Origin of the sequence: Streptomyces sp. NPDC060000 (assembly GCF_042737375.1) — a bacterium.
In the GTDB taxonomy this organism is placed as follows: Bacteria; Actinomycetota; Actinomycetes; order Streptomycetales; family Streptomycetaceae; genus Streptomyces.
The window spans coordinates 1-21623 of record NZ_JBHWUU010000052.1; the positions used below are offsets into that span (position 1 = coordinate 1).

At 71.0% G+C, this 21623-nt stretch carries 19 protein-coding genes and 2 pseudogenes; 8 read left to right on the forward strand and 13 right to left on the reverse strand.

Features of this window, described 5'->3' with window-relative positions; all coding sequences use genetic code 11:
* Positions 1 to 39: 39 nt before the first annotated feature.
* Positions 40 to 2424, reverse strand: coding sequence for an ATP-binding cassette domain-containing protein (locus ACFWBB_RS25625; RefSeq protein ID WP_385276949.1), 2385 nt, complete (start codon positions 2422 to 2424; stop codon positions 40 to 42).
* A gap of 228 nt (positions 2425 to 2652) precedes the next feature.
* Here ACFWBB_RS25625 and ACFWBB_RS25630 point away from each other — a divergent pair, with 228 nt between their 5' ends.
* Positions 2653 to 4656 (forward strand): PAS domain S-box protein, encoded by a 2004-nt coding sequence (locus ACFWBB_RS25630; RefSeq protein WP_385276952.1) that lies wholly within the window; start codon positions 2653 to 2655, stop codon positions 4654 to 4656.
* On the opposite strand, the gene ACFWBB_RS25635 is transcribed toward ACFWBB_RS25630, so the two are convergent.
* Together ACFWBB_RS25635 and ACFWBB_RS25640 are read right to left on the reverse strand one after the other, a co-directional pair.
* Positions 4640 to 5617 (reverse strand): RimK family alpha-L-glutamate ligase, encoded by a 978-nt coding sequence (locus ACFWBB_RS25635; RefSeq protein ID WP_385276955.1) that lies wholly within the window; start codon positions 5615 to 5617, stop codon positions 4640 to 4642. The genes ACFWBB_RS25630 and ACFWBB_RS25635 overlap by 17 nt on opposite strands.
* Before the next feature lie 356 nt (positions 5618 to 5973).
* The gene (locus tag ACFWBB_RS25640) at positions 5974 to 8358 is read right to left on the reverse strand and encodes a phosphoketolase (protein ID WP_385276958.1); all 2385 of its coding nucleotides are present in this window, start codon (positions 8356 to 8358) and stop codon (positions 5974 to 5976) included.
* 473 nt (positions 8359 to 8831) lie between these two features.
* Here ACFWBB_RS25640 and ACFWBB_RS25645 point away from each other — a divergent pair.
* A pseudogene (locus ACFWBB_RS25645) lies at positions 8832 to 8990 on the forward strand (Tn3 family transposase); the annotation flags it as partial.
* Positions 8991 to 9101: 111 nt separating this feature from the next.
* Here the strand turns inward: ACFWBB_RS25645 and ACFWBB_RS25650 are convergent.
* Together ACFWBB_RS25650 and ACFWBB_RS25655 are read right to left on the reverse strand one after the other, a co-directional pair.
* A complete protein-coding gene (locus ACFWBB_RS25650; RefSeq protein WP_385276961.1) occupies positions 9102 to 10388 on the reverse strand; it encodes an MFS transporter in 1287 nt (428 codons plus the stop codon).
* Positions 10385 to 10924, reverse strand: a complete 540-nt coding sequence (locus ACFWBB_RS25655) for an ArsR/SmtB family transcription factor (RefSeq protein WP_385276964.1) — start codon at positions 10922 to 10924, stop codon at positions 10385 to 10387. Before ACFWBB_RS25655 ends, ACFWBB_RS25650 begins: the two co-directional genes overlap by 4 nt.
* A 219-nt stretch (positions 10925 to 11143) precedes the next feature.
* Between ACFWBB_RS25655 and ACFWBB_RS25660 the strand changes: the two genes are divergently transcribed.
* Positions 11144 to 11290 carry a hypothetical protein gene (locus ACFWBB_RS25660; protein ID WP_385276967.1) on the forward strand — a complete coding sequence of 49 codons (147 nt, stop codon included), beginning with the start codon at positions 11144 to 11146 and terminating at the stop codon, positions 11288 to 11290.
* A 238-nt stretch (positions 11291 to 11528) separates the two neighbouring features.
* On the opposite strand, the gene ACFWBB_RS25665 is transcribed toward ACFWBB_RS25660, so the two are convergent.
* Positions 11529 to 12323 (reverse strand): YqjF family protein, encoded by a 795-nt coding sequence (locus tag ACFWBB_RS25665; protein WP_385276970.1) that lies wholly within the window; start codon positions 12321 to 12323, stop codon positions 11529 to 11531.
* Between the two features lie 657 nt (positions 12324 to 12980).
* Between ACFWBB_RS25665 and ACFWBB_RS25670 the strand changes: the two genes are divergently transcribed.
* On the forward strand, positions 12981 to 13508 hold the full coding sequence (locus ACFWBB_RS25670) for a hypothetical protein (RefSeq protein ID WP_385276973.1): 528 nt from the start codon (positions 12981 to 12983) through the stop codon (positions 13506 to 13508).
* Positions 13509 to 13740: 232 nt separating this feature from the next.
* On the opposite strand, the gene ACFWBB_RS25675 is transcribed toward ACFWBB_RS25670, so the two are convergent.
* Both ACFWBB_RS25675 and ACFWBB_RS25680 read right to left on the reverse strand, forming a co-directional pair.
* Complete coding sequence (locus ACFWBB_RS25675) at positions 13741 to 14304, reverse strand: hemerythrin domain-containing protein (RefSeq protein ID WP_385277081.1); 564 nt, start codon at positions 14302 to 14304, stop codon at positions 13741 to 13743.
* Between the two features lie 117 nt (positions 14305 to 14421).
* Positions 14422 to 14613, reverse strand: a pseudogene (locus ACFWBB_RS25680) (DUF6766 family protein); the annotation flags it as partial.
* A gap of 417 nt (positions 14614 to 15030) precedes the next feature.
* On the opposite strand from ACFWBB_RS25680, the gene dhaK reads away from it, so the two are divergent.
* From dhaK to ACFWBB_RS25695, 3 genes are all read left to right on the forward strand, one after another.
* Entirely contained in the window at positions 15031 to 16023 is a 993-nt protein-coding gene (dhaK, locus tag ACFWBB_RS25685; protein WP_385276977.1) for a dihydroxyacetone kinase subunit DhaK, read from the forward strand.
* Between the two features lie 124 nt (positions 16024 to 16147).
* A complete protein-coding gene (gene dhaL, locus ACFWBB_RS25690; protein WP_385277083.1) occupies positions 16148 to 16765 on the forward strand; it encodes a dihydroxyacetone kinase subunit DhaL in 618 nt (205 codons plus the stop codon).
* A gap of 7 nt (positions 16766 to 16772) precedes the next feature.
* Entirely contained in the window at positions 16773 to 17183 is a 411-nt protein-coding gene (locus ACFWBB_RS25695; protein WP_385276980.1) for a PTS-dependent dihydroxyacetone kinase phosphotransferase subunit DhaM, read from the forward strand.
* A gap of 941 nt (positions 17184 to 18124) precedes the next feature.
* Here the strand turns inward: ACFWBB_RS25695 and ACFWBB_RS25700 are convergent.
* From ACFWBB_RS25700 to ACFWBB_RS25710, 3 genes are all read right to left on the reverse strand, one after another.
* Complete coding sequence (locus ACFWBB_RS25700; protein WP_385276983.1) at positions 18125 to 18283, reverse strand: hypothetical protein; 159 nt, start codon at positions 18281 to 18283, stop codon at positions 18125 to 18127.
* Between the two features lie 84 nt (positions 18284 to 18367).
* On the reverse strand, positions 18368 to 19486 hold the full coding sequence (locus ACFWBB_RS25705) for a hypothetical protein (protein WP_385276986.1): 1119 nt from the start codon (positions 19484 to 19486) through the stop codon (positions 18368 to 18370).
* A 32-nt stretch (positions 19487 to 19518) separates the two neighbouring features.
* On the reverse strand, positions 19519 to 20049 hold the full coding sequence (locus tag ACFWBB_RS25710; RefSeq protein WP_385276989.1) for a Tn3 family transposase: 531 nt from the start codon (positions 20047 to 20049) through the stop codon (positions 19519 to 19521).
* Positions 20050 to 20127: 78 nt separating this feature from the next.
* Between ACFWBB_RS25710 and ACFWBB_RS25715 the strand changes: the two genes are divergently transcribed.
* A complete protein-coding gene (locus ACFWBB_RS25715) occupies positions 20128 to 20481 on the forward strand; it encodes an FMN reductase (protein ID WP_385276992.1) in 354 nt (117 codons plus the stop codon).
* Positions 20482 to 20626: 145 nt separating this feature from the next.
* On the opposite strand, the gene ACFWBB_RS25720 is transcribed toward ACFWBB_RS25715, so the two are convergent.
* Together ACFWBB_RS25720 and ACFWBB_RS25725 are read right to left on the reverse strand one after the other, a co-directional pair.
* Positions 20627 to 20962, reverse strand: coding sequence for a hypothetical protein (locus ACFWBB_RS25720; RefSeq protein ID WP_385276995.1), 336 nt, complete (start codon positions 20960 to 20962; stop codon positions 20627 to 20629).
* Positions 20963 to 21121: 159 nt separating this feature from the next.
* Complete coding sequence (locus tag ACFWBB_RS25725; RefSeq protein ID WP_385276998.1) at positions 21122 to 21337, reverse strand: MFS transporter; 216 nt, start codon at positions 21335 to 21337, stop codon at positions 21122 to 21124.
* Between the last annotated feature and the right edge of the window lie 286 nt (positions 21338 to 21623).

Genomic DNA, 21623 nt, shown 5'->3' on the forward strand with positions numbered 1-21623 from the left:
GCTGTGACGGCTCGCCCCGCTCCTCGGGCGCCCCCCGGGTCAGGCGCCGACGTAGTCCGCGAGGTGCTCGCCGGTGAGGGTGGAGCGGGCGGCGACGAGTTCGGCGGGTGTGCCCTCGAAGACGATCCGGCCGCCGTCGTGGCCCGCGCCGGGGCCGAGGTCGATGATCCAGTCGGCGTGGGCCATCACCGCCGGGTGGTGCTCGACGACGATCACCGACTTGCCCGCGTCGACGAGCCGGTCGAGCAGGCCGAGCAGTTGCTCCACGTCGGCGAGGTGCAGGCCGGTGGTCGGCTCGTCGAGGACGTACACGCCGCCCTTCTCGCCCAGGTGGGTCGCCAGCTTCAGCCGCTGCCGCTCGCCGCCGGACAGCGTGGTGAGCGGCTGGCCGAGACTGAGGTAGCCGAGCCCGACGTCGGCGAGCCGGCCCAGGATGCGGTGCGCGGCCGGAGTGCTCGCCTCGCCCGCGCCGAGGAACTCCCCGGCCTCGGTCACCGACATCGCGAGCACCTCGCTGATGTCGTGACCGCCGAGGCGGTACTCGAGAACCGCGGCCTGGTACCGCTTCCCGTCGCACTCCTCGCAGGTGGTGGCCACGCCCGCCATCATCGCCAGGTCGGTGTAGACGACGCCCGCGCCGTTGCAGGTGGGGCAGGCGCCCTCGGAGTTGGCGCTGAACAGTGCCGGCTTCACCCCGTTGACCTTCGCGAAGGCCTTGCGGATCGGGTCGAGCAGTCCGGTGTACGTCGCCGGGTTACTGCGCCGGGAGCCGCGGATCGCGCCCTGGTCGACGGACACCACTCCCTCACCGGCCGGGATGGAGCCGTGCACGAGGGAGCTCTTGCCGGAGCCCGCGACGCCGGTGACGACGGTCAGCACCCCGAGCGGGATGTCGACATCGACGTCGCGCAGGTTGTGCGCCGTGGCGCCGCGGATCTCCAGGGTGCCGGCGGGCTTGCGCACGGCTTCCTTGACGGCTGCCCGGTCGTCGAGATGCCGGCCGGTGACGGTGTCGCCGGCCCGCAGTCCCTCGACGGTGCCCTCGAAGCAGACGGAGCCGCCCGCCGTGCCGGCGCCGGGGCCGAGGTCCACGACGTGGTCGGCGATCGCGATGGTCTGCGGCTTGTGCTCGACGACCAGGACCGTGTTGCCCTTGTCCCGCAGCCTCAGCAGCAGGTCGTTCATCCGGCTGATGTCGTGCGGGTGCAGGCCCGTGGTGGGCTCGTCGAAGACGTAGGTGACGTCGGTGAGCGAGGAGCCGAGGTGACGGATCATCTTGACGCGCTGTGCCTCGCCGCCGGACAGCGTGCCCGACGGCCGGTCGAGCGAGAGGTAGCCGAGCCCGATCTCCACGAACGACTCGAGGGTGTGCTGGAGCGCGGTGAGCAGCGGCGCCACCGACGGCTCGTTGAGCCCGCGCACCCATGTGGCCAGATCGCTGATCTGCATCGCGCACTCGTCGGCGATGCTGATCTTCTTGATCTTCGACGACCGGGCGCCCTCGCTGAGCCGGGTGCCCTCGCACTCGGGACAGGTGGTGAAGGTCATCGCCCGCTCCACGAACGCCCGGATGTGCGGCTGGAGCGCGTCGATGTCCTTGGCCAGCATCGACTTCTGGATCTTCGGGATCAGGCCCTCGTAGGTAAGGTTGATGCCGTCGACCTTGATCTTCGTCGGCTCCTTGTGCAGGAGGTCGTGCAGTTCCTTCTTGGTGAACCTGGAGATCGGCTTGTCCGGGTCGAAGAAGCCGCAGCCGCCGAAGATACGGCCGTACCAGCCGTCCATGCTGTAGCCGGGGATGGTGAGCGCGCCCTCGTTGAGGGACTTGCTGTCGTCGTAGAGCTGGGTGAGGTCGATGTCGGAGACCGTGCCGCGGCCTTCACAGCGGACGCACATGCCGCCGGTACGGGAGTAGGTCGCCTTCACCGTCTTCTTGGCGCCGCGCTCTACGGTGATCCCGCCGCTCGCCCGGACCGTGGCGGTGTTGAAGGAGTACGCCGTGGGCGGGCCGATGTGCGGCCGGCCGAGCCTGCTGAAGAGGATGCGCAGCATCGCGTTGGCGTCGGTGGCGGTGCCGACGGTGGAGCGTGGGTCGGCGCCCATCCGCTGCTGGTCGACGATGATCGCGGTCGTCAGTCCGTCGAGCACGTCGACCTCGGGCCGTGCCAGCGTCGGCATGAAGCCCTGCACGAAGGCGCTGTAGGTCTCGTTGATCAGCCGCTGCGACTCCGCGGCGATCGTGTCGAACACCAGCGAGCTCTTGCCCGAGCCGGAGACGCCGGTGAACACCGTCAGACGGCGCTTCGGGATCTCGATGCTCACGTCCTTGAGGTTGTTCTCGCGCGCCCCGTGCACGCGGATCAGGTCGTGGCTGTCGGCGACGTGCTGCGCAGGCGGCGTGTCCGTCCTCTTGGCCATGCTCATCGTCTCTCCATCTGTCGCTCGGGACCGTTGTTCGCGGCCTTGGGCGTCGCCTGGCTCGTTCTGACCGACGCAACGCTAGCTGTGACCCGCAGGTCGGCGCTTCTCGAATCCTGATCGCTTCGGTCGCGTTCAGGTTCGGACAGGTCGCGGACAGTAAACGACAACGCGGAGCGCGGGCGGGCCGGAGGCGCTGAGATGGCCTGATTCGTAGTGCGGGATGAGGTGGAGATGGCCGACGTGATGCGGGCGGAACCGGTGCGGCGCGCGGGGGCGGGAGCGGGCACCATGAAGCGGAGCGTGAAGCAGAAGGGCCAGGAGAAGGCCCAGCAGAAACGGTGCGGCTGCGGAGCGCCCCAGCCGGAGGACGGGGTCGGCGGGGCCGAGGAGCGGTTCCGGGGGCTGCTGGAGGCGGCGCCGGACGCCATGGTCATCGTCGACGACACCGGCACCATCAGACTCGTCAACGCCCAGACGGAGGCCCTGTTCGGGCACGGCCGCGAGGAACTGCTGGGCCGTCCGGTCGAGTTGCTGATCCCGCACCGGTTCCACGACCAGCACACGGCGCACCGCAGCGGATACACGACCAACCGCCAGGTACGCCCGATGGGCGCCGGACTCGAACTGCACGGGCTGCGCAAGGACGGCACCGAGTTCCCCGTCGAGATCAGCCTGAGTCCGCTGGAGACCTCGGACGGCCTGCTGGTGTCGGCGGCCGTGCGTGACGTCAGCGACCGCAAGGCGGCCGAGGCGCGCATCAACGAGCTCGCCGCCCTCGTGGAGTCGTCGCAGGACGCGATCCTCGCCAAGACGCTGGACGGGTACATCACCTACTGGAACGCGGCCGCGCAGCGCCTGTACGGGTACACGGCCGAGGAGGCCATCGGCCGGCACGTGTCGATGCTGGCGCCGCCGGAGCTGCGGGACGAGGTCCGTGAGCTGCTCAAGCGGCTGCGGCACGCCGAGAAGGTCGAGCACTACGAGACGCTGCGATTGACCAGCACCGGGGAACTGCTGGACGTGGACGTCACGCTGTGGCCGACCCGGGACACCAACGGCACGGTGGTCGGGGCCTGCGCGATCGTGCGGGACATCAGCGACCGCAAGCGCGCGGAGGCCGAGCTCACGGTCCTGTACGAACAGCAGCGGCACATCGCCCTGACACTCCAGCGCAGTCTGATGGGCACCCCGCCCGCCCTGCCGGGCCTGGCCACCGCGAGCCGCTACCGGCCCGCCACCCAGGGCGCAGGCGTGGGCGGCGACTGGTTCGACCTGATTCCGCTGGGCGCCGACCGGGTCGGTGTGCTGATAGGCGATGTCATGGGCCGCGGGCTGGAAGCGGCCGCCGTGATGGGCCAGTTGCGGTCGGCCGCGCACGCGCTGGCCAAGACCGGGATGCAGCCTCGGCAGCTGATGCGGGCGCTGGACACCTGCGTCGCCGACCTCGACGTGCCCGACCAGCTCGTCACCTGCTGTTACCTCGTGATCGCCCCGGACACGGGCACGGTGACGGTGTGCTCGGCGGGACATCTGCCGGTGCTGGTCGCCGGGGTGGGCGAGGGCATCAACCCCCTGCCCTGCCCGGTCAACGCGCCGCTCGGCGTGGGCGACATCCTTTTCGAGGAATCCAGTTCGGAGATACCGCCGGGAGCCACCCTGGTGCTCTACACGGACGGCCTGATCGAGACGCCGGGCAGCGACATCGAGGTACGGATAGACGAACTGACCGTACTGCTCAGTGAGTTGTTCGTCGGGACACCGTGTCTCGAGGCAGCGGCGGATCATGTCCTCGCGGGGCTGCTGCCGGACGCCGACGGCCACAACGACGACGTGACGCTGCTGCTCGCGCAACTGCCGGCCGCGCCGCTGGCCGCCGTCACCACCCATTTCCCGGCCACCCCGGCCTCCGTGCCGGAGGGGCGTGCCTTTCTGCACAAGGCGCTGACCTCGTGGAACTGTACGGCCGGTGCCGACGACGCGCTCCTGCTGCTGTCGGAGACGCTGACGAACGCCGTCCAGCACTCGGAGGGTCCGGTCGGCCTGCATCTGCACCGCACGGCCACCGATCTCACGGTCGAGGTCAGCGACCGCAGCCCGCAGCTCCCCCAGCCGCGGGTGGCGGTGGAGGACGCCGAGTCGGGCCGCGGCCTGATCCTGGTCCGTGCCCTCGCCGCCGCCTGGGGGGTGCGGCCGACGGACGAGGGCAAGACGACGTGGTTCACGCTGAAGCTGTGAGCCCCCGGTGCCGGTCGCCGAAGGCCGGCGCGAAGGCGTCCAGATGTGCCTGGACGTACGGCACGGCCACCGCCCGGAGTTCGACCTCGTCGTCGACGAAGGCCGGCTGCACGTTGACCTCGAAGACGACCCCGCCGTTCTCCGCGGCGAGGTCGACACCGGCGAAGGGCAGCCCGACCGACGCGGTGGCCGCGACGGCGAGTTCGGCGAGCCGGGGCTGGAGCTCCGACGGGGTCAGATGGACGGCGGTGGCACCCTGGCAGGTGTTGCAGGGGGTGTCGGTCGCGGGCTGGAGGTGCTCGCGCGCGTGCACGACACGGTCGCCCAGGACGAAGACGCGGAACTGGTGGCGCAGCCCGTCGGCGGTGATGTTGCCGGCGTCCCTGGAGAGGAGCCAGTCGGTGCCGCGCTCGGCGTAGTAGGCGGCGGCATCCTCCAGTTGGGCGGGGGTGGTGACATGGAAGGTGTCGTTGCCGCCGGTGCCGACGACGGGCCGGGCCCAGGTGTCGCGGCCCAGCCGGTCGAACGTGTCGGCCGCTTCCCGTGACGTGGGCCGGGACAGCACGGCGGTCTCCATCTGTGGCACCCCGTCCCGGACGAAGCGCTCGACGGTGAGGTTCTTCTCGGTCGCGGTCCGCCAGGCGTCGGGGCCGGCGGCCAGGGTCACCACGTCGTGGCTCTCAAGGAGTTCCTGGAAGCCGGCGAGGGCCCGCCGGTGGTGCGGCGGAATCTCGTAGAGCAGGACCACGTCGGGCGCGAAGTCCAGCCGCTCCTCGGGCACCTGGAGCCTTAACCGGCCGCCGTCGCGGACACCTCGGCCGGTTCCGCCGGTCGCGAAGTGCCCGGAGTCGACCCGGACGGGCGGTGCGCCGGTGAGCAGTTCCACGGCGTCGGCGAGGTACTCACGGCAGCCTTCGGGCGAGGTGGGGTCGGCGATCAGGGCGATACACGGTCGGGACACAGTGGCCTCCAGTGGCTCACGAAGCGCGCTCGTACCGCGGGCAGCGCTCACACGGCCCGAGCGGTGTCAGGGATGGTGCCTGTCGCGCGGGTGGTCGTCGCGCCCGTCGCCCCGGCAGCCGCTCCGGTGCGTGGAGCCGTACCCGGGTCCGGACGGGTGCCGGGCAGGGGACGAGGACGACTGGTGACCACGGGGGTGGGACTCGCCCCGCCGGATCCGCGTGCAGGGCTGGCCGACCACTGTAAGCACCCGGCGGGACGCCTCACCAGGGCGCACGACGACCCGCCCGCTGCCCCTTCCCCTGCGCCGTCCGCCCCGGTCCGTGCGCCCTGCCCGGTCGCGGGTGAGCGGCCGTCTCAGCCGTCCCAGACCCAGTCGGTGACCTCGGGAAGGTCGGTGCCGTGGGCGCGGATCCAGTCGTGGTGGCGCAGTCGCGTGTCCTCCATCCGCTGGCGTACGGCCGCGGCGCGCACGGCGAGGCCGGGGACGCGGTCGATGACGTCCATGACGAGGCGGTAGCGGTCGAGGTCGTTGCGGACGACCATGTCGAACGGTGTGGTCGTGGTGCCGATCTCCTTGTAGCCGCGCACATGCAGGTTCCGGTGGCCGGTGCGGCGGTAGGCCAGGCGGTGGATCAGCCAGGGATAGCCGTGGTAGGCGAAGATGACGGGCTTGTCGGTGGTGAAGAGTCCGTCGTACTCGAAGTCGCCCATGCCGTGCGGGTGTTCGCCGCTCGGCAGCAGGCGGGCGATGTCGACGACGTTGACGACCCGGACGGCGAGGTCGGGCAGGTCGCGGCGGAGCAACTGGGCGGCGGCCAGTACCTCCTCGGTGGGGACGTCGCCCGCGCAGGCGAGGACCACGTCGGGTTCGCGGGTGCCGTCCTCGGTGCCGGCCCAGTCCCAGACGCCGGCGCCCCGCGCGCAGTGGGCGCGCGCCTGGTCCATGCTCAGCCAGTCGAAACAGGGCTGTTTCCCGGCCACGATCACGTTCACGTAGTCACGGCTGCGCAGGACGTGGTCGGCCACCGACAGCAGGGTGTTGGCGTCCGGCGGCAGATAGACGCGCACGACCTCGGGGCTCTTGTTGAGCACGTGGTCGACGAAGCCGGGGTCCTGGTGGGAGAAGCCGTTGTGGTCCTGGCGCCAGACGTGGGACGTGAGCAGGTAGTTGAGGGAGGCGACGGGGGCGCGCCAGGACAACCCTCGGGTGACGCGCAGCCATTTGATGTGCTGGTTGACCATCGAGTCGACGATGTGCGCGAACGCCTCGTAGCAGGAGAACAGGCCATGACGGCCCGTCAGCAGATATCCCTCGAGCCAGCCCTGGCAGGTGTGTTCGGAGAGGATCTCCATCACCCGGCCGTGCCGGTCGAGGTTCTCGTCCACCTGGAGGGTCTGCGCCTGCCAGGCCTTGCCGCTGGCGGCGTAGACGGCCTGGAGACGGTTGGAGGCGGTCTCGTCGGGGCCGACGAGACGGAAGTCCCGCCGGTCGGCGGTGGCGCGCATGACCTCCTCGAGCAGTCCGCCGAGCACAGCGGTGGGTTCGTGCCGGGACGTGCCGGGCTTGTCGACCGGGACGGCGTGCGAGTCCAGGTCCGGCAGGGGCAGTTCGCGCAGCAGCAGCCCGCCGTTGGCGTGCCGGGTGGAGCCGAGGCGGCGGGTGCCGTCGGGGATCCAGGCGAGTACGTCCAGGCGGGGGCCGCCGTGCGCGTCGAAGAGTTCCTCGGGCCGGTAGGAGCGCAGCCAGGCCTCCAACTGGCGCAGGTGTTCGGGGTTGTCGCGGACGGCGGACAGCGGCACCTGGTGGGCGCGCCAGGTGCCCTCGACGGGCAGCTGGTCGACATGGGCGGGGCCGGTCCAGCCCTTCGGGGTGCGCAGCACGATCACCGGCCAGCGGGGGCGCTCGCCGGAGCCCTCCTCACGGGCGGCGCGCTGAAGGGCGGCGATACGGTCCAGCGCGGTGTCCATGGCCTGTGCCATCGCGCGGTGTACGGCGTGGGGCTCGTCGCCGGTGACATGGATCGGATCGTGGCCGTAGCCGCGCAACAGCTCGTCGAGCTCGGGTTCGGGGATCCGGGCCAGTACCGCGGGATTGGCGATCTTGTACCCGTTCAGGTGCAGGATGGGCAGGACCGCTCCGTCGTGGACGGGGTCGAGGAACTTGTTGGAGTGCCAGGAGGCGGCCAGCGGCCCGGTCTCGGCCTCACCGTCGCCGATCACGCAGGCGACCAGGAGGTCCGGGTTGTCGAGGGCGGCGCCGTAGGCGTGCGAGAGCGAGTAGCCGAGTTCGCCGCCCTCGTGGATCGACCCGGGCGTCTCCGGAGCGACATGGCTGGGGATGCCGCCGGGGAAGGAGAACTGCCGGACCAGCCGGGCCATACCGGCCGCGTCACGGGTGACGTCGGGATACGTCTCGGTGTAAGAGCCCTCGAGCCAGGAGTTGGCGACGACCGCGGGGCCGCCGTGGCCCGGGCCCCATACGCACAGGGCATGGAGATCACGGGTGCGGATGACGCGGTTGAGGTGGGTGTACACGAGGTTCAGCCCCGGTGAGGTCCCCCAGTGGCCCAGCAGCCTCGGCTTCACGTGCTCCGGCCGCAGCGGCTCGGTGAGCAGCGGGTTGGCCATGAGGTAGATCTGCCCGACGGAGAGGTAGTTCGCGGCGCGCCAGTGAGCGTGCAGCGTCCTGAGCTCGTCGTCGCTGAGCCGGGCGGACGTCGCTTGCGGGTCGACGGACATCTCGGGTTCCCTTCCGGATCGGGTCGCTCGGAGGTACGTGCCGGTCCGTACCCTCCCCACCCTCTCGCGGCCGCCGGGTACCCAATAGGGCCGAGCGACCCATACGGAGGAGCGAAGCCGTCCGTAAGAGGGGCGCGGCCCGGGGACGGGTGTGAGACTGGTGGGCCCGCATGTTGAGGTGTCGCGTATTCGCGGCTGAGGCCCACGAGCCATGACGCTGGGTGAGAGGTCAGCGGGGACGGCGGGTCTCCCAGCCGGACGGTGACGGTGGTCTCGTCGTCGGTGACGTCGTCGATGGTGAGGCGGACCATGCGGCTGACGGGTTGCGCGGCGACCCGGGCTCGCAGGGGCAGGGAGTCGTCGTTCAGGACCCGGCGGAGCATCGCGAGCCGGCAGTGCCGGTGCAGCGGTTCCGAGTCCTGGGTGATGACCGTGGGCGGCAGCGTGAGGCGGGTCATCCGGCCGCTCTTCATGCAATGAACCGGCAGCTCACCGTCCAGGAGTCCCGCCACCGGCTCGCCCGCGCGATCTGCCACGGCGGCCGCGGCCAGATCCGCCAGGCGTACTGGGAGGGCCAGGAGGACCAGCTCGCCGCCCTCGGTCTGGTCCTCAACGCCGTCGTCCTGTGGAACCGCCCGCTGGGCCACTCGTTGCGTCCTGTGGAGGCCAGGCGCCCGACACTCCGGGCCGAGGCGAGGAACGCCGAACTGTGCTCAGCACTGGCTCAACGACCCCGCGGAGCCCTAAATGGCACCCTTCTGAACGGGGTCCCGGGATTCCGGGTGATCTGGATCATCGGCCGGGGCGGCGGCACGCAGCGCCGCCTCAACCAGGCGGTTGCTGGTCATGGTCGACGTGACGGCGGTCATGGTGAGGAGGAGGCCGGCGGCGGTGTAGAGCGGGGTGCGTACGTCGTAGGCGGTGGCCAGCCAGCCGCCGAGGAAGGCGCCGAACGGGGCGGCGCACATGGCGAGCATGCGGGAGGTGGAGGCGACCCGGCCCATCAGGTGGGCGGGGACGATCGCCTGTCGGAGGGAGGGGCCGAGCACCATCGTGGCGCCCATGCCCGCTCCGCAGACGGCGAGCGCGAGGCCGGCGGCGTACGGGTTCGGGGCGACGGCAAGGCCCAGGATGGCGAGTCCCTCGACTGCGGCCGTGCAGGTGAGCGCGGTGCCGGTGCCGAGTCGTCGGCCGAGGAAGGAGGCGATGCCCGCGCCGAGCAGACCGCCGGTGGCCTCCGCCGTGAGGAGCAGGCCGAAGCCGAAGGTGTCGATGCCGAGACGATCGTGCGCGAAGAGGGCGAGTACGGTCTCCACGGCGAGGAAGGCGATGTTCCCGACCGCCGGACGCAGCGCGAGCCCGAGCAGCAACCGATCCCGGAATACGTACGAGGCGCCGGCCCGCGCCTGCCGCAGCAGCGACTCACGGACCTGCGGTACGGGCCGGGGTGCGGCAGGCAGCGACCGTACGAGCAGTGCGGAGAGCGCGAACGACACCGCGTCGGCGAGCAGCGGAACCGCCCGCCCGAGCGCGAGCAGGGCACTGCCCGCAGGCGGCCCCGCGAAGCCGGACGCGGCGGTCTGGGTGCCGCGCAGGCGGGAGTTGGCGCGCTCCAGGAGCGCGGGGTCACGGCCGAGCAGATCCGGCAGGTAGGCCGTGGCGGCCGTGTCGAAGAAGAGTCCGCCGAGGCCGAGGAGGAAGGCGACGGCCGCGAGCAGTGGAATGCTCAGCACGTCGAGCGCGGCCGCTGCCGCCGGTATCGCGAGCAGCACCGCACGTGCCGCGTCCATGACCCACATCGTGCGCCGACGGTCCCAGCGGTCCACCAGAGCACCGCCGAGCACCCCGAAGAGCAGCCACGGCAGCGTTCCGGCGGCCGTGACGACGGCGAGCGCCATCGGATCCCGCGTCAACGTCAACGCGAGCAGCGGCAGCGCGGCATGCGACACCCCGTCACCGAGCGAGGACACCGTCTGCGCAGTCCACAGCCGCCCGAACCCGGTCGGCAACTTCCGAACGTCTGAAGTCACTTGGCGTCCCCTTCGGCCTGCTCGCGCGGTGCCGGGTGGAACAGTGCGAAGACGAGTGACGCGTCCGGCAGCGACGGATCGGACAGCTCCCGGTACTCGTCCGCCAGCGCCTGCAGCCGCGCCCCCAGCTCCGCGAACTGCTCCTCGGTGAGCCGCAGATGCGCCATCCGTACGTGCCGCTCGCCATCCAGCGGCGCTGCCTCCAGGTCCGCCACCGCATGCCGCATCAGGACATCCGGCCCTCCCTCGCCCGGATCCGGCAGCACGATCGCCCGCGCGGCCATCGCGTAGTACCGCTCGGTGACCCCCCGGACCTTCCGCGTGCGTATCACCTTCACCAGGCCGGCCCGTTCGAGCAGCCGTACGTGGTAGCTGGAACTCCCCTTCGCAAGGCCCACTCGCTCGGCGATCTGCGTAATCGTCGCGGGCTCGAAGCGGAGCACGGCCATGATCCGGTGACGCGTGAGATTGGAAACGGCGCGTAGCTGCTCGTCAGTGGTGACGTGGAACGTCTCGGGAAGATCATCGGTAGGCATGCCTCTAATGGTCAACACTTCTTGACCATTAGGCAAGGGGGTTTTGTTCGTTCAGGCTTCCGGAATGTGGTCGTAGCGATCCAGGAATGTCCGAGAACCTCCTGGACAGCGAGCAAGTCCAGCCCGTTTCCGTAGGATTGGGACGAGCGAGGACGCCCAGCTGCGGATCCCGCCGAGTGAGCCGGAGATCGGGAGACCTCGTGTCGCAGCTCCAGGAACATGAAGTACGTGTTCAACGCCTTCGACCGGACCAGCCGGGTGCCGCTGGGCGAGTGCCGCAGTACCTTGCCGAAGTACACGTCCGCGTCAGCGGGCTCCATGTCCCACATGGGCCGGCCGAACCAGGTCCTGATCTGGTCCAGATGACCGACGTCCCCGCGGATGGTGCCGTCCGCCAGCACGCACCGAGCCGGTGGTCCGGCACGCACGGGCGCGGGACCGACCGGCGTGGACCGGCGGCGACGACCTGCCACAGGAGCGCTCCGGCGAACTCGGCGCCGTGTCCGTGACGTTCGTCTGACCCGACAGGCACGGGCACGCGTGGGCGTGCCCGGGCGTGGGGCGTGGACGGACGCGGCAGCGGACCGATGCGGCCGGCGGGCGGTCAGGGGGTCGGGATGCCTGCCGGGCGGTTCGGGCGGCCGGGGCGGTCGAAGCGCGCCGGGACGCCCGGCGAGTACAGGACGCTCACCGGTTCCCCCACCGGCGCCGGCAGGCCCGCCGCCACCACCAGGTCCTCCTCGCACTCGACGAGTTCCGCCCGGTGCAGCGGCCAGCGCGGGTGGGCGTTGGGCAGGTACATAGGCCGGCCGAAGAAGGCACTGTGCATACCCCAGCGCGCGGTCAGGAAGTGTTCCAGCGCGGTGGGTTCACCGATCCGTTCGCCCACCCGGACGGTGAGCCGGCTGCGGGCACCGCGCGGGCCGGGCCACCGACGGCGGCTGGTGTAGGTGACCGTGTCGGCCTCGGCGTCGATCGCCATGCGGGACCACACGTACGGCAACCGGAAGCCGATCCGGGCGACGGCCACCGGCAGCAGGCGGGAGGCGTCGAGCGACCGGAAGACCACGCCGCGCCGCCCGTGCGCGTCGACCGAGTAGAGACGGACGTTCGTCTCCGGGAAGGACCCCAGGTAGGGAACGCCGGGGAGACGGAACCACCCGACGCGGTGCATCCGGAACGCGACCAGACCGACGTAGGTCACACCGTCCAGGGTGTCCGGCACGGTTCCCGGCGGCAGCAGACCGGCCACGTCGGCGGGGTCCGCGGCCCAGTGGAGGAACGTGAGGTCCAGCCAGGACTGGGTGAGAAGGGGGCGCGCTATCGCGTCCGGCGCGTCGGGCGTGATGGGACCCGGAGGAACCAGGGCCAGCGGCTGCGGCTGAGGTGTCGACGGCACCGCGCCAGTATCACAGAGGCCTCCCACCCGCCTCCATGCCGGGGCGTGGCCGGAGTTCCGGTCCTTGGCGGCCGGGGCACGATCGCATGTCCGGTCGCAGTTCCGGCCGGGCATCGGTCGGCGACCGACGGGACGAGCGGGACGGCCGGGCGCCAGGCGGAGACTTCCTGCTGGGGGGCCGAAGCGGGACGGGCGGGACCCCGACGGATGCGGACGGGACCGGCCGACGCAGGCGGGACCGCCCGGCGGGGACGGCACAGGCTCGAGCTCGGGCGGCGACCGGCCGGCACAGGCGGGACCGGCCGGTGCGGACGGGATCCAGCCGGTGCGGAGGGGATCCAGCGGGTGCGGAGGGAATCCAGCGGGTGCGGAGGGGATCCAGCGGGTGCGGAGGGGATCCAGCGGGTGCGGAGGGGATCCAGCGGGATATTCGGGCACCGCCCGAATCAGCGGCATCGGTCGGCACGGACGGGACCGGCCGGGGCCGGCAGGGCGGCGCGTATGGCCGACGGTCGGGGCGGCTGGAGGGGCAGCATCTACCTCGGTGTTGTGGTCGAGGCCACGTCGGTCGTGCGTGCTCGGCCATGTTGTCAGACGGGGCCACGGGCTACCGTTTCAGCAGCTCCCCGATTCCCCGCGAACACCTCGGACGGCTCCGTGCTCGCAGATCTCTCCCCCGTCATCGCCGCCACCACCGAGTGGCTGACCCGCGCCTACCCGGCAAGCGGCGGCGCGCTCGCTTCCGCGCTGTGCGAGGCACAGGCCCGTCAGGCGGTGACCGTAGCGGCCTGGCTGCGCTATCCGACCGCCACGGACGCCGCACTGGTCTGCCTGGCAGGCCCGGGCGGCTCGGCCCGGCTCGACTGGATCAGCGGCGCGGACGCGGACGGCGAGCGGAACGCGGACGACGCCGCCTGGCGCAGCTGGGTCGACGAGGTCGTGGCGAGCTGGGCGGCCTGTCTGCTCACCGATCCGGCACTGGCCGCGGACGCGCTGGGTGGCCTCGCCGGGGGCGAACACATCCGCGGGACGCCGCCGGACTTCCGGCGCCTGACCGCACCCGACGACCGCGACCGGCAGGCGGCCGCGCTGCTGCGCCATCCCGAGCTTCTCGCCCCGGTGGCCGGCCTCCACCACGGCCCGCTCCTCGACCGCCTCGGCCGAGGCCAGGCGCTCATCGCCTGACGTCCGCGCGCACACCCGCCGCGCCCGGAAGACGCAGGACGGGCGGCGCCCGGGCCAGACGCAGCACGAGCGGCGACCGACGGTGGGGCGAAGGCGACCTCAGTCCCCGGCGGGGCGAGATGGAGCCGTGCCTCAGTTCCCGGCGGGGGCAAGGCGGAACCAAGCTCAGTTCCCGGCCGCCGGGGCAGGGCGGAACAGAGCCTCAGTGGCTCTTGCCGCGGCCGGCCGGATCTCAGTGGCTCTTGCCGCGGCCGGTCAACGCGTCGCGCAGTCGGTCGACCATGCCGACGCCCGGGGCCAGCATCTTGTTGGCCGGGGGCTTGTCCGGGGCGGCCGGGTGCGGACGCGTCGGAGCCGTCTTCTTCGCCTTGCGGACCTTGTCGCCCAGGTCGTCGAGGGCGTCCGCCGAACACACCGCGCGCAACCTCGGGAACAGGTTCTGCTCCTCGTCGGCCACATGCTCGCGGATCTCGCCCATCAGCATGCCGATCAGCCGGTCGAACTCGGGATCGTCCGCATGACAGCCCTCCAGATCCTTCATGATCTGTTCGGCCCGCGCATGGTCCTCGAGTTCCTTGTCGGCCAGTGCCTCGCCACCGGGGAGGTGCTCACGCACCGCCGGGTAGAGGTACGCCTCCTCGGCCACCGAATGCCGGACCAGCTCCATCGTGGCCCGGTCCGCGAACAGCTTGCGGTCCTTGGCCCCGGACGGCAGCGCCTCGATCCGGCCGAAGAACCCCTCGACCTCGCGATGATCGGTCACCAGCTCGTCGATGACGTTCCCACCATGACCCATGTCCCGCACCTCCAGCCTGGGCACCACGGCTCCGGCTCGGAACCGTCGCGCCCCGAGTGCCCCCCATCGGCGGGTCGACACGGCGCCCGTCCGGCCGGGGGCCCGCCCCACGCCGGGTCAGGCCTCCACGCCGGTGGCGTCGTGGGCGGCACCGACCGGCTTCGACTCCGGTGAGCCCCGCTGCCGCAGATGGATCGACAGCACCGCCATCGAGGCGACGGCCAGCAGTCCGGACTGCCAGTTCTGGAGCGTGCGGTTCCAGAAGTCCGCCGACCCCAGATACCGCGACCATCTGACGGGAGCCTGAAGCACATCCGCCCACCTCCGCACCGGTACCCCACGCGGCTCCACCGGCAGTAGACCGCAGGGAGCGGGACCGAGCGGCTCCCGCTCCCACAGGTCCCCCGCGCGGCCGATCCCACCCCACCCGGCGTCGGCGTCGGCGTCGGCCACTGTCCGCACCCGTGACCCCCGCCGTCCCAGCACGGATACTGCCGGGAGCAGCATTCCCGAACCGTCTGCGCGGAGGCCGAGCCTCATCTGTCCACGCACCTCACCTGCCCACATGTCACCGGACTCGGCATCGACCCGGTGCCGGCCGTCCTGACTACCCACGTCCACCGCTCACGGCCACGGCCGGCCACCGGCATCGCTGACTGGCCCACCCCGCCCCGAGTTGCGAAAATCGAGGGAGGGCACATTCGCCGGCCCCACCAGGAGGTACCGATGAAGATGCTGATCAACGTCCCGGAGTCCGTGGTCGCGGACGCGCTGCGCGGAATGGCCGCCGCCCATCCCGAGCTGACCGTCGACGTCGAGAACCGGGTGATCGTGCGGCGGGACGCTCCCGTGGCCGGAAAGGTCGCACTGGTGTCCGGTGGTGGCTCGGGGCACGAGCCACTGCACGGCGGGTTCGTCGGACCCGGAATGCTCTCGGCCGCCTGCCCCGGTGAGGTGTTCACCTCGCCGGTGCCGGATCAGATGCTGCGTGCCGCGGCGGCCGTGGACAGCGGGGCAGGCGTGCTGTTCATCGTCAAGAACTACACGGGCGATGTGCTCAACTTCGACATGGCGGCCGAGCTGGCCGAGGACGAGGGCATACAGATCGCCAAGGTCCTGGTCGACGACGACGTCGCGGTGACCGACAGCCTCTACACGGCCGGCCGGCGCGGTACGGGCGCGACCCTGTTCGTGGAGAAGATCGCGGGGGCGGCGGCCGAGGAGGGGCAGCCGCTGGAGCGGGTGCAGGCGGTTGCCCGGCAGATCAACGAGAACTCCCGGAGCTTCGGCGTGGCGCTCAGCGCGTGCACGACCCCGGCCAAGGGCAGCCCGACCTTCGATCTGCCGTCCGGTGAGCTGGAGCTGGGCGTCGGCATCCACGGGGAGCCCGGACGGGAGCGACGGCCGATGATGACGTCCGGTGAGATCGCCGACTTCGCGATCCACGCGATCCTGGACGACATGACGCCCCGCAATCCCGTCCTCGTCCTGGTCAACGGCATGGGCGCGACGCCGTTGCTGGAGCTGTACGGCTTCAACGCCGAGGTGCAGCGCCTGCTGTCCCAGCGCGGGGTGGCCGTCGCCCGTACTCTCGTGGGCAATTACGTGACGTCCCTCGACATGGCCGGCGCCTCGGTGACCCTGTGCCAGGTGGACGAGGAACTGCTGCGCCTGTGGGACGCGCCGGTGCGGACCCCGGGGCTGCGCTGGGGTGTGTGACGCAGGGACAACGCCAGAGACAGAGGTGGAGACCGAGACAGACACAAAGATTGAGACAGACACAGGAACAGACACAGGAACAGGAACAGGCACTCCGAACGTATCGACCATGCAAGGAGATCCAGTGCTCGACGCCGACTTCTTCCGTCGTTGGATGACTGTGACCACCGCGTCCGTCGACCGCGAGGCGGACCGGCTCACGGCCCTCGACTCGCCCATCGGGGACGCGGATCACGGCAGCAACCTCCGGCGGGGCTTCACCGCGGTGAGCACGGTGCTGGAGAAGGAGGCTCCCGAGACACCGGGCGCCGTCCTGGTGCTCGCGGGGCGCCAGCTGATCTCGACGGTCGGCGGGGCCTCGGGACCCCTTTACGGCACGCTGCTGCGCCGGACCGGGAAGGCGCTCGGGGACGCGGCCGAGGTGGACGAGGCACGGTTCGCCGAGGCACTGCGCGCGGGTGTGGACGCCGTGATGCAACTAGGCGGCGCCGCGCCCGGCGACAAAACCATGATCGACGCGCTGGTGCCGGCCGTCGATGCCCTCTCCCACGGTTTCGGCGCCGCCCGGGTCGCCGCCGAGCAGGGGGCGGAGGCGACGACACCGCTGCAGGCCCGCAAGGGCCGGGCAAGTTATCTCGGGGAGCGCAGCATCGGGCACCAGGATCCGGGCGCCACGTCGGCGGCACTGCTGATCGCCGCCCTCACCGACGCCGACTCCGACACCCACACCGACAAGGAGTGAGGCACCAGTGAGCGACGAGAAACTGGTGGGCATCGTGCTGGTCTCGCACAGCGCGGAGGTCGCCCTGGCCGTGGCAGAGCTGGCGCGGGGGCTCGTGGGCGGCGGCCCGGTCGTGCCGGTCGCCGCGGCGGGCGGCACGGAGGGCGGTGGGCTGGGCACGAGCGCCGAGCTGATCGCCGCCGCTGCCGCCTCGGTGGACCGGGGCGCCGGGATCGCGGTCCTCGCCGATCTGGGCAGCGCCATCCTCACAGTCAAGGCACTGCTCGCGGAGGGCGACGAACTGCCCGACACCGCCCGGCTGGTGGACGCCCCGTTCGTCGAGGGCGCGGTGGCCGCGGTGGTGACGGCGGCGACCGGTGCCGACCTCGACACGGTGGAAGCGGCAGCCACGGAGGCGTACGGCTACCGGAAGGTGTGACACGGGTCGGTGGCGGTCCGAGGGGGTCAGGTTGGCCCCGCCGACGCCGCCCGCCGTTCACGACGCAGGCGTGGAAGGACAAGCTGGCCGGGGGGTTCCCCGTGTCCGCCTCGCAGGCCCTGCACTCCCGAAGCTGCCGCCAAGTGGCGAGTAGCTCTCAGTAGCGATGCCACCATTGCTGCGGTCATGTAGTCGTCGGGGCGTTATCGGTTGCTTCGGGGACGTAGCCGCAAAGTTGCGGTGCGCATTCTGCCTTGTGGTCTCGGCCCCATTGGGAGGTGTCTCGCTCGATGGAGCGGACGCGGTGGACGAGTCGCAGCTGGTCCTTCCGGAGCCATGTCGAGGGCAACGCCGTGAAGGTCTCCGGAAGTACGGCGACCATGCCGCTGACCTGCTCTCCGTTGTACATCTGGAGCAGCATGGTGCACTGCCACCAATCGATCTCGCCGCCGCGGGCGTTCGGAGTGCCGGGCCAGTAGTAGTTCGCCGGATCGGGGAGCAGATAGTGGACGCCGTCGGGGGCGAGATAGGCCCGGAACCATGATCCGCCACCCCCAGGCCGAGCCGAAGCCGACGGGCTTCGTCGTTCAAGGCGCAGACTGCTTCGGTGTCGAGGGCCTTGAGAACGTTCGCTGCTGCGGGTAGCGGCTGGCGCCCGGTGGGGGCCTTGACCGGCCATCGTCTGAGCAGAAGGCCAATCCGTTGCCGCGGTGTCATCGGCGACGGGGCCCTGCGGGATTGTGGCAGCGGTGGGGGTGGCGTCCAGCTTCGCCCTGCCTGTTCGATGTGACGCAGTATCCATGCGCGGGCGTCCGGGCCGGCGGTGTTCCACACCCAGCTCATCGGCCGTTCGGTCATCGCCTGATCGAAGCTCCCGATGGGCTTGCCCTGGCGGGAGGGCCTCCTGGCACGTGGTCGTGCGACACCCGGAAGGTTGTGGCTCAAGTTGGCCAGGAACCTGATGCGGTCCAGAACCTCGTCAGCACCGCTCGGACCTCGCTTTCCGTCAACCCGGCGCGATCGGCCAGCTCCCGCCCGCTGAGTTCTCTGTGGTCCAGCAGCCACGCCAGCATCACGCCGAAACCGGGGTGCTCCGTCATGCCCGCAGCCTAGTCACAGGCATAGGCACAGTGTCGCCTTCGCCTGGATCAGCCGACCCAGGCAGCGGCTCGTTCGCATGGGCGTCAGGGGCGCGAAGTAGCCAGGGCGATCATGCGGTGCATCGCGGCCGTGGGGATCGCAGGGTTACGGGCGGCGTCCTCGGCACTCTGTGCATCGAGGAGCAAGGGGGTTAGAACCTCCGGCGGCAGGGCCGAGTTCCGCCAGGCCGAGCTGCGGACAGCGTAATCGGCGTCGCCGGCCAGCCTGACTGCGGATTCGGGAGACAGTCGCGGGTCGTCGGCAGCGGCGCGTCGCACTTGGGCGTCGGGGTCGCGGCTGAACAGTTCGACGAGGGAGGCGTCCGACGCGTGATCGTCGAGCGCCAGCAGGCGGATACGGGGCTCCGGGTCCTCCGCGAAGCGGAGCAGGTCATGTCGGGGGAAGTTGGGGTGGTTGCGGGGGCGTCCGGGGAACGAGAAGCTGCCGTGCCACCAGCTCCACACGTCCAGCAGCACGTCCGCTGGGGCATCGTCGCAGGACTCGGTGAGGAAGAGGCGTACGATGCGGTCCTCATCGTGGGCGAGGAGGTCCACCACGTCCGGCGGAAGGCGCCGGGCACGGGCCACGCTGCGGCGGATCCGCAGGTTCGGCGACACCGCGAGCTGACGCATCGCGTCGGCGTCATCGTGGAGGGCGACGATCCACCACACCGCGTACGTGCGGTGATCGGCGGTGATGTCCGGAACGGTGGCCGCCAGCGCCGCGATCTCGGCCGGGCCTTCAGGCGGTCGGGAATCGGAGTCCGGCGCTCGCTCGATACCGACGCGCGCTCCGGATGCCCGGTGTGCGGTCTGCTCCGCCGCCAGCTCGGCCAGAGTATTGCGGAATTTCGGATCTGTCGTGGTGGCAAGCAGTCGGCTCCACTGCTCGGGCGAGAGTCTCCCCGATTCTGCGGCTGTGCCGCGGACTGCCTTCGCGGGATGGACCACTGCTGCGTCCAGGACACCGGGCGGGAGGTCAGCGCGGTAAAGGAAGTGCACGAAGAGCGGCTTCCCTGTATCGAAGAGACTGATCAGCACCTCCGCCGGGGCTCCCCGGTTGGCGCCCAGACCGCGCAACCACGAGGTAGCTACGCGCTCGGAGGGGTGGTAGCCCTCGGACAGCGCGGCCCAGGCGCCCAGGTCAGCATCGGTCTCATTCATCTGCTGATTGAACAGGTACGGGACCGAAAGGATCAAGGCGTCATTGTGCCTGAGGATCGCGTGGAGTGGTCCTCGGGGGTGCGTTGCTGCGGGAGGAGCGGGCCCAGGCGCAGGTGGCGGTTCACATCGAGCTCGAACCTGCCGTAGGGGTTCACGTGGGTCCAGAAAAGCGGGGACAGGCCGCGCCGGTCCGCCTCAGTGAGCTTGTCCGCCCACTTCGGCTCGGCCAGTACCTCTTGGACCAGGAGCGTGTTGACGTGGACCAGGGCCGACCGGAGGAGGTGGAGGGCGAGCATCGAGATTTCCTGGCTCTCCTTGTCCTTGTCGGTCAGTTCGCCGTCCTTGCCGTAGAAAAGGTCGTGGTTCGCGCTGTTCCAGTTCTCGACGACCTGCAGGCCCTCGCCGATCTCCCGGCGCAGGTCGGCGTCGGCGAGGTAGTCGCGGATGAAGGCCGTGCGCACGGCCCGCCCCAACTCCTCTCCTCGATCACCGCAACGCGACCAAGGTGGCGCGAGCACGAGCGGGTCAGGGTCAGAACGTTGGAGACCGGGACAACAGACCATCGGATCGGCTACAGAGAGCTACATGTCACTTCGCGGCAGCTTCGGGAGTACTGAGCCTCGCAGAGCGGCGACAAACTGGTGGCTCTGGAGCAACTGGCGGTCTTCGCGGCGCGGATGGGCATGCAGTGGATCGGCGTGGGCGACATGCCGGGCAACAACTGGAGCGGCGGCGCCCGCGATGATGTGAACCGGCTGGGCTCGTGGCTGGGGCTGATGAGTCAGAGCCATGCCGACCAGGGGCCGGAGCACGCCGGATCGCGCGGCGACCGGATCACCGCGGAGCTGTACGGCGAGCGGATCGCCCGGCTGGCTCAGCGTTGGGTCAAAGCCGTACCGTACGACACCTCCCGGATGACCGGACACGAGGCCCGCGCCCTGTCGGCTTCCCTCAGGAAGACGGACGACGCACCGGCAGCGCTGACCGGCGCCTGACCTCGCAGGTCGCCCCGCACGGCGTCGCGTCCTGGACGGGCATGGATGGGTGAGCATCGATGCGTGGCCGCCGGGGACTGCAGCCCCTGGGATCCGTCCGGGTCGCTATGCCGCCTGCCGGGACCGCCCGAGGCGGCGGGTCGGTTCACTCCGGGTGGGCCGCCGCCTCCCGCTGGAGCTGCACCGCGGCCAGCAGGCTCAGCTTCGGCTCCGCCTGGCGCAGTGCCCTCACCGCCGCGACCGAGGTGATGTCCCCCTGGAAACCGACGGCGGCAAGACGCGAGCGGACCCAGCGGGCGCGCAGCTGTGTCTCTTCGGCCGCGGCGATGGACTCCACGAGTGCGGTGGCGCGTTCCAGTCCCGGGCGCTCCTCGGGCGCCGCCTCGGCGAGTGCCTGGCGCAGTGCCGCGGCGACCACGTCCGCTTCCCGGATCGTCAGCACGAAGTTGTGCTTCTTGTTCAGCCCCGCGATTCCCGTCATGTGCATCATCCTGGTCGTCAGCTTGCGCCTCTGCCAAGGAACTTGAGGAGTCCCAGAGGTTGGGACCCATTTCGGGGACGGCTCGGTGTATCGGGTCGCCTCCGGCTCCGCAGGGACCCGGGCAGCAGCAGCCGGACGGACCCACGCCCCGCCGGGCGTTCAGGCGCTGGACGGGTCCGGCCCGGCAGGCGTATCAGCCTGACGGCTGACCCTCGCACGACAGCGTCCGGTCGGCCCACCGGCGATCCTCCCGAAGCGGGCGTCGCTGACGAAGAACTGCATGACCGAGCCGACCAGGAAGATCAGCATGTCCACGAGAAAGACCGGGCGCCGCCCGAACCGGTCGGCGAGGCGGCCGAAGAGCGGGCCGCCCACGAAGATGCCGATCAGCGGCGGGGCGCCGACCAGCCCTTGCAGCAGGCGAGGCCCAGCCCCAGCCCCAGCCGGCCGAAACGGCCAGGCCGCCGAGCCAGGCGCCGCTCGTCCGCCGCGGCAACGTGTTCGTGGTCCGGCAATGCGCCCCTGGCGGGCCCGCGGCTGTCCTCGCGCCCCCGCCACGTCACCCGAAGAACCTCGGCCCCATGCGTGGCAGTCAACGGCGCGGCCGGGCCGGCGACCGCTGATCGGAGAGTGGCGGACCCGTTCGTCACCCACTTCGGCC

What these genes read in the sequence shown, in the direction of transcription:
- ACFWBB_RS25625 (WP_385276949.1), bottom strand. Translation starts at nt 2,424, where the DNA reads ATGAGCATGGCCAAGAGGACGGACACGCCGCCTGCGCAGCACGTCGCC.
- ACFWBB_RS25630 (WP_385276952.1), top strand. Translation starts at nt 2,653, where the DNA reads ATGGCCGACGTGATGCGGGCGGAACCGGTGCGGCGCGCGGGGGCGGGA.
- ACFWBB_RS25640 (WP_385276958.1), bottom strand. Translation starts at nt 8,358, where the DNA reads ATGTCCGTCGACCCGCAAGCGACGTCCGCCCGGCTCAGCGACGACGAG.
- ACFWBB_RS25655 (WP_385276964.1), bottom strand. Translation starts at nt 10,924, where the DNA reads ATGCCTACCGATGATCTTCCCGAGACGTTCCACGTCACCACTGACGAG.
- ACFWBB_RS25660 (WP_385276967.1), top strand. Translation starts at nt 11,144, where the DNA reads ATGAAGTACGTGTTCAACGCCTTCGACCGGACCAGCCGGGTGCCGCTG.
- ACFWBB_RS25675 (WP_385277081.1), bottom strand. Translation starts at nt 14,304, where the DNA reads ATGGGTCATGGTGGGAACGTCATCGACGAGCTGGTGACCGATCATCGC.
- dhaK (WP_385276977.1), top strand. Translation starts at nt 15,031, where the DNA reads ATGAAGATGCTGATCAACGTCCCGGAGTCCGTGGTCGCGGACGCGCTG.
- ACFWBB_RS25700 (WP_385276983.1), bottom strand. Translation starts at nt 18,283, where the DNA reads ATGACGGAGCACCCCGGTTTCGGCGTGATGCTGGCGTGGCTGCTGGAC.
- ACFWBB_RS25705 (WP_385276986.1), bottom strand. Translation starts at nt 19,486, where the DNA reads ATGAATGAGACCGATGCTGACCTGGGCGCCTGGGCCGCGCTGTCCGAG.
- ACFWBB_RS25710 (WP_385276989.1), bottom strand. Translation starts at nt 20,049, where the DNA reads ATGGTCTGTTGTCCCGGTCTCCAACGTTCTGACCCTGACCCGCTCGTG.
- ACFWBB_RS25720 (WP_385276995.1), bottom strand. Translation starts at nt 20,962, where the DNA reads ATGACGGGAATCGCGGGGCTGAACAAGAAGCACAACTTCGTGCTGACG.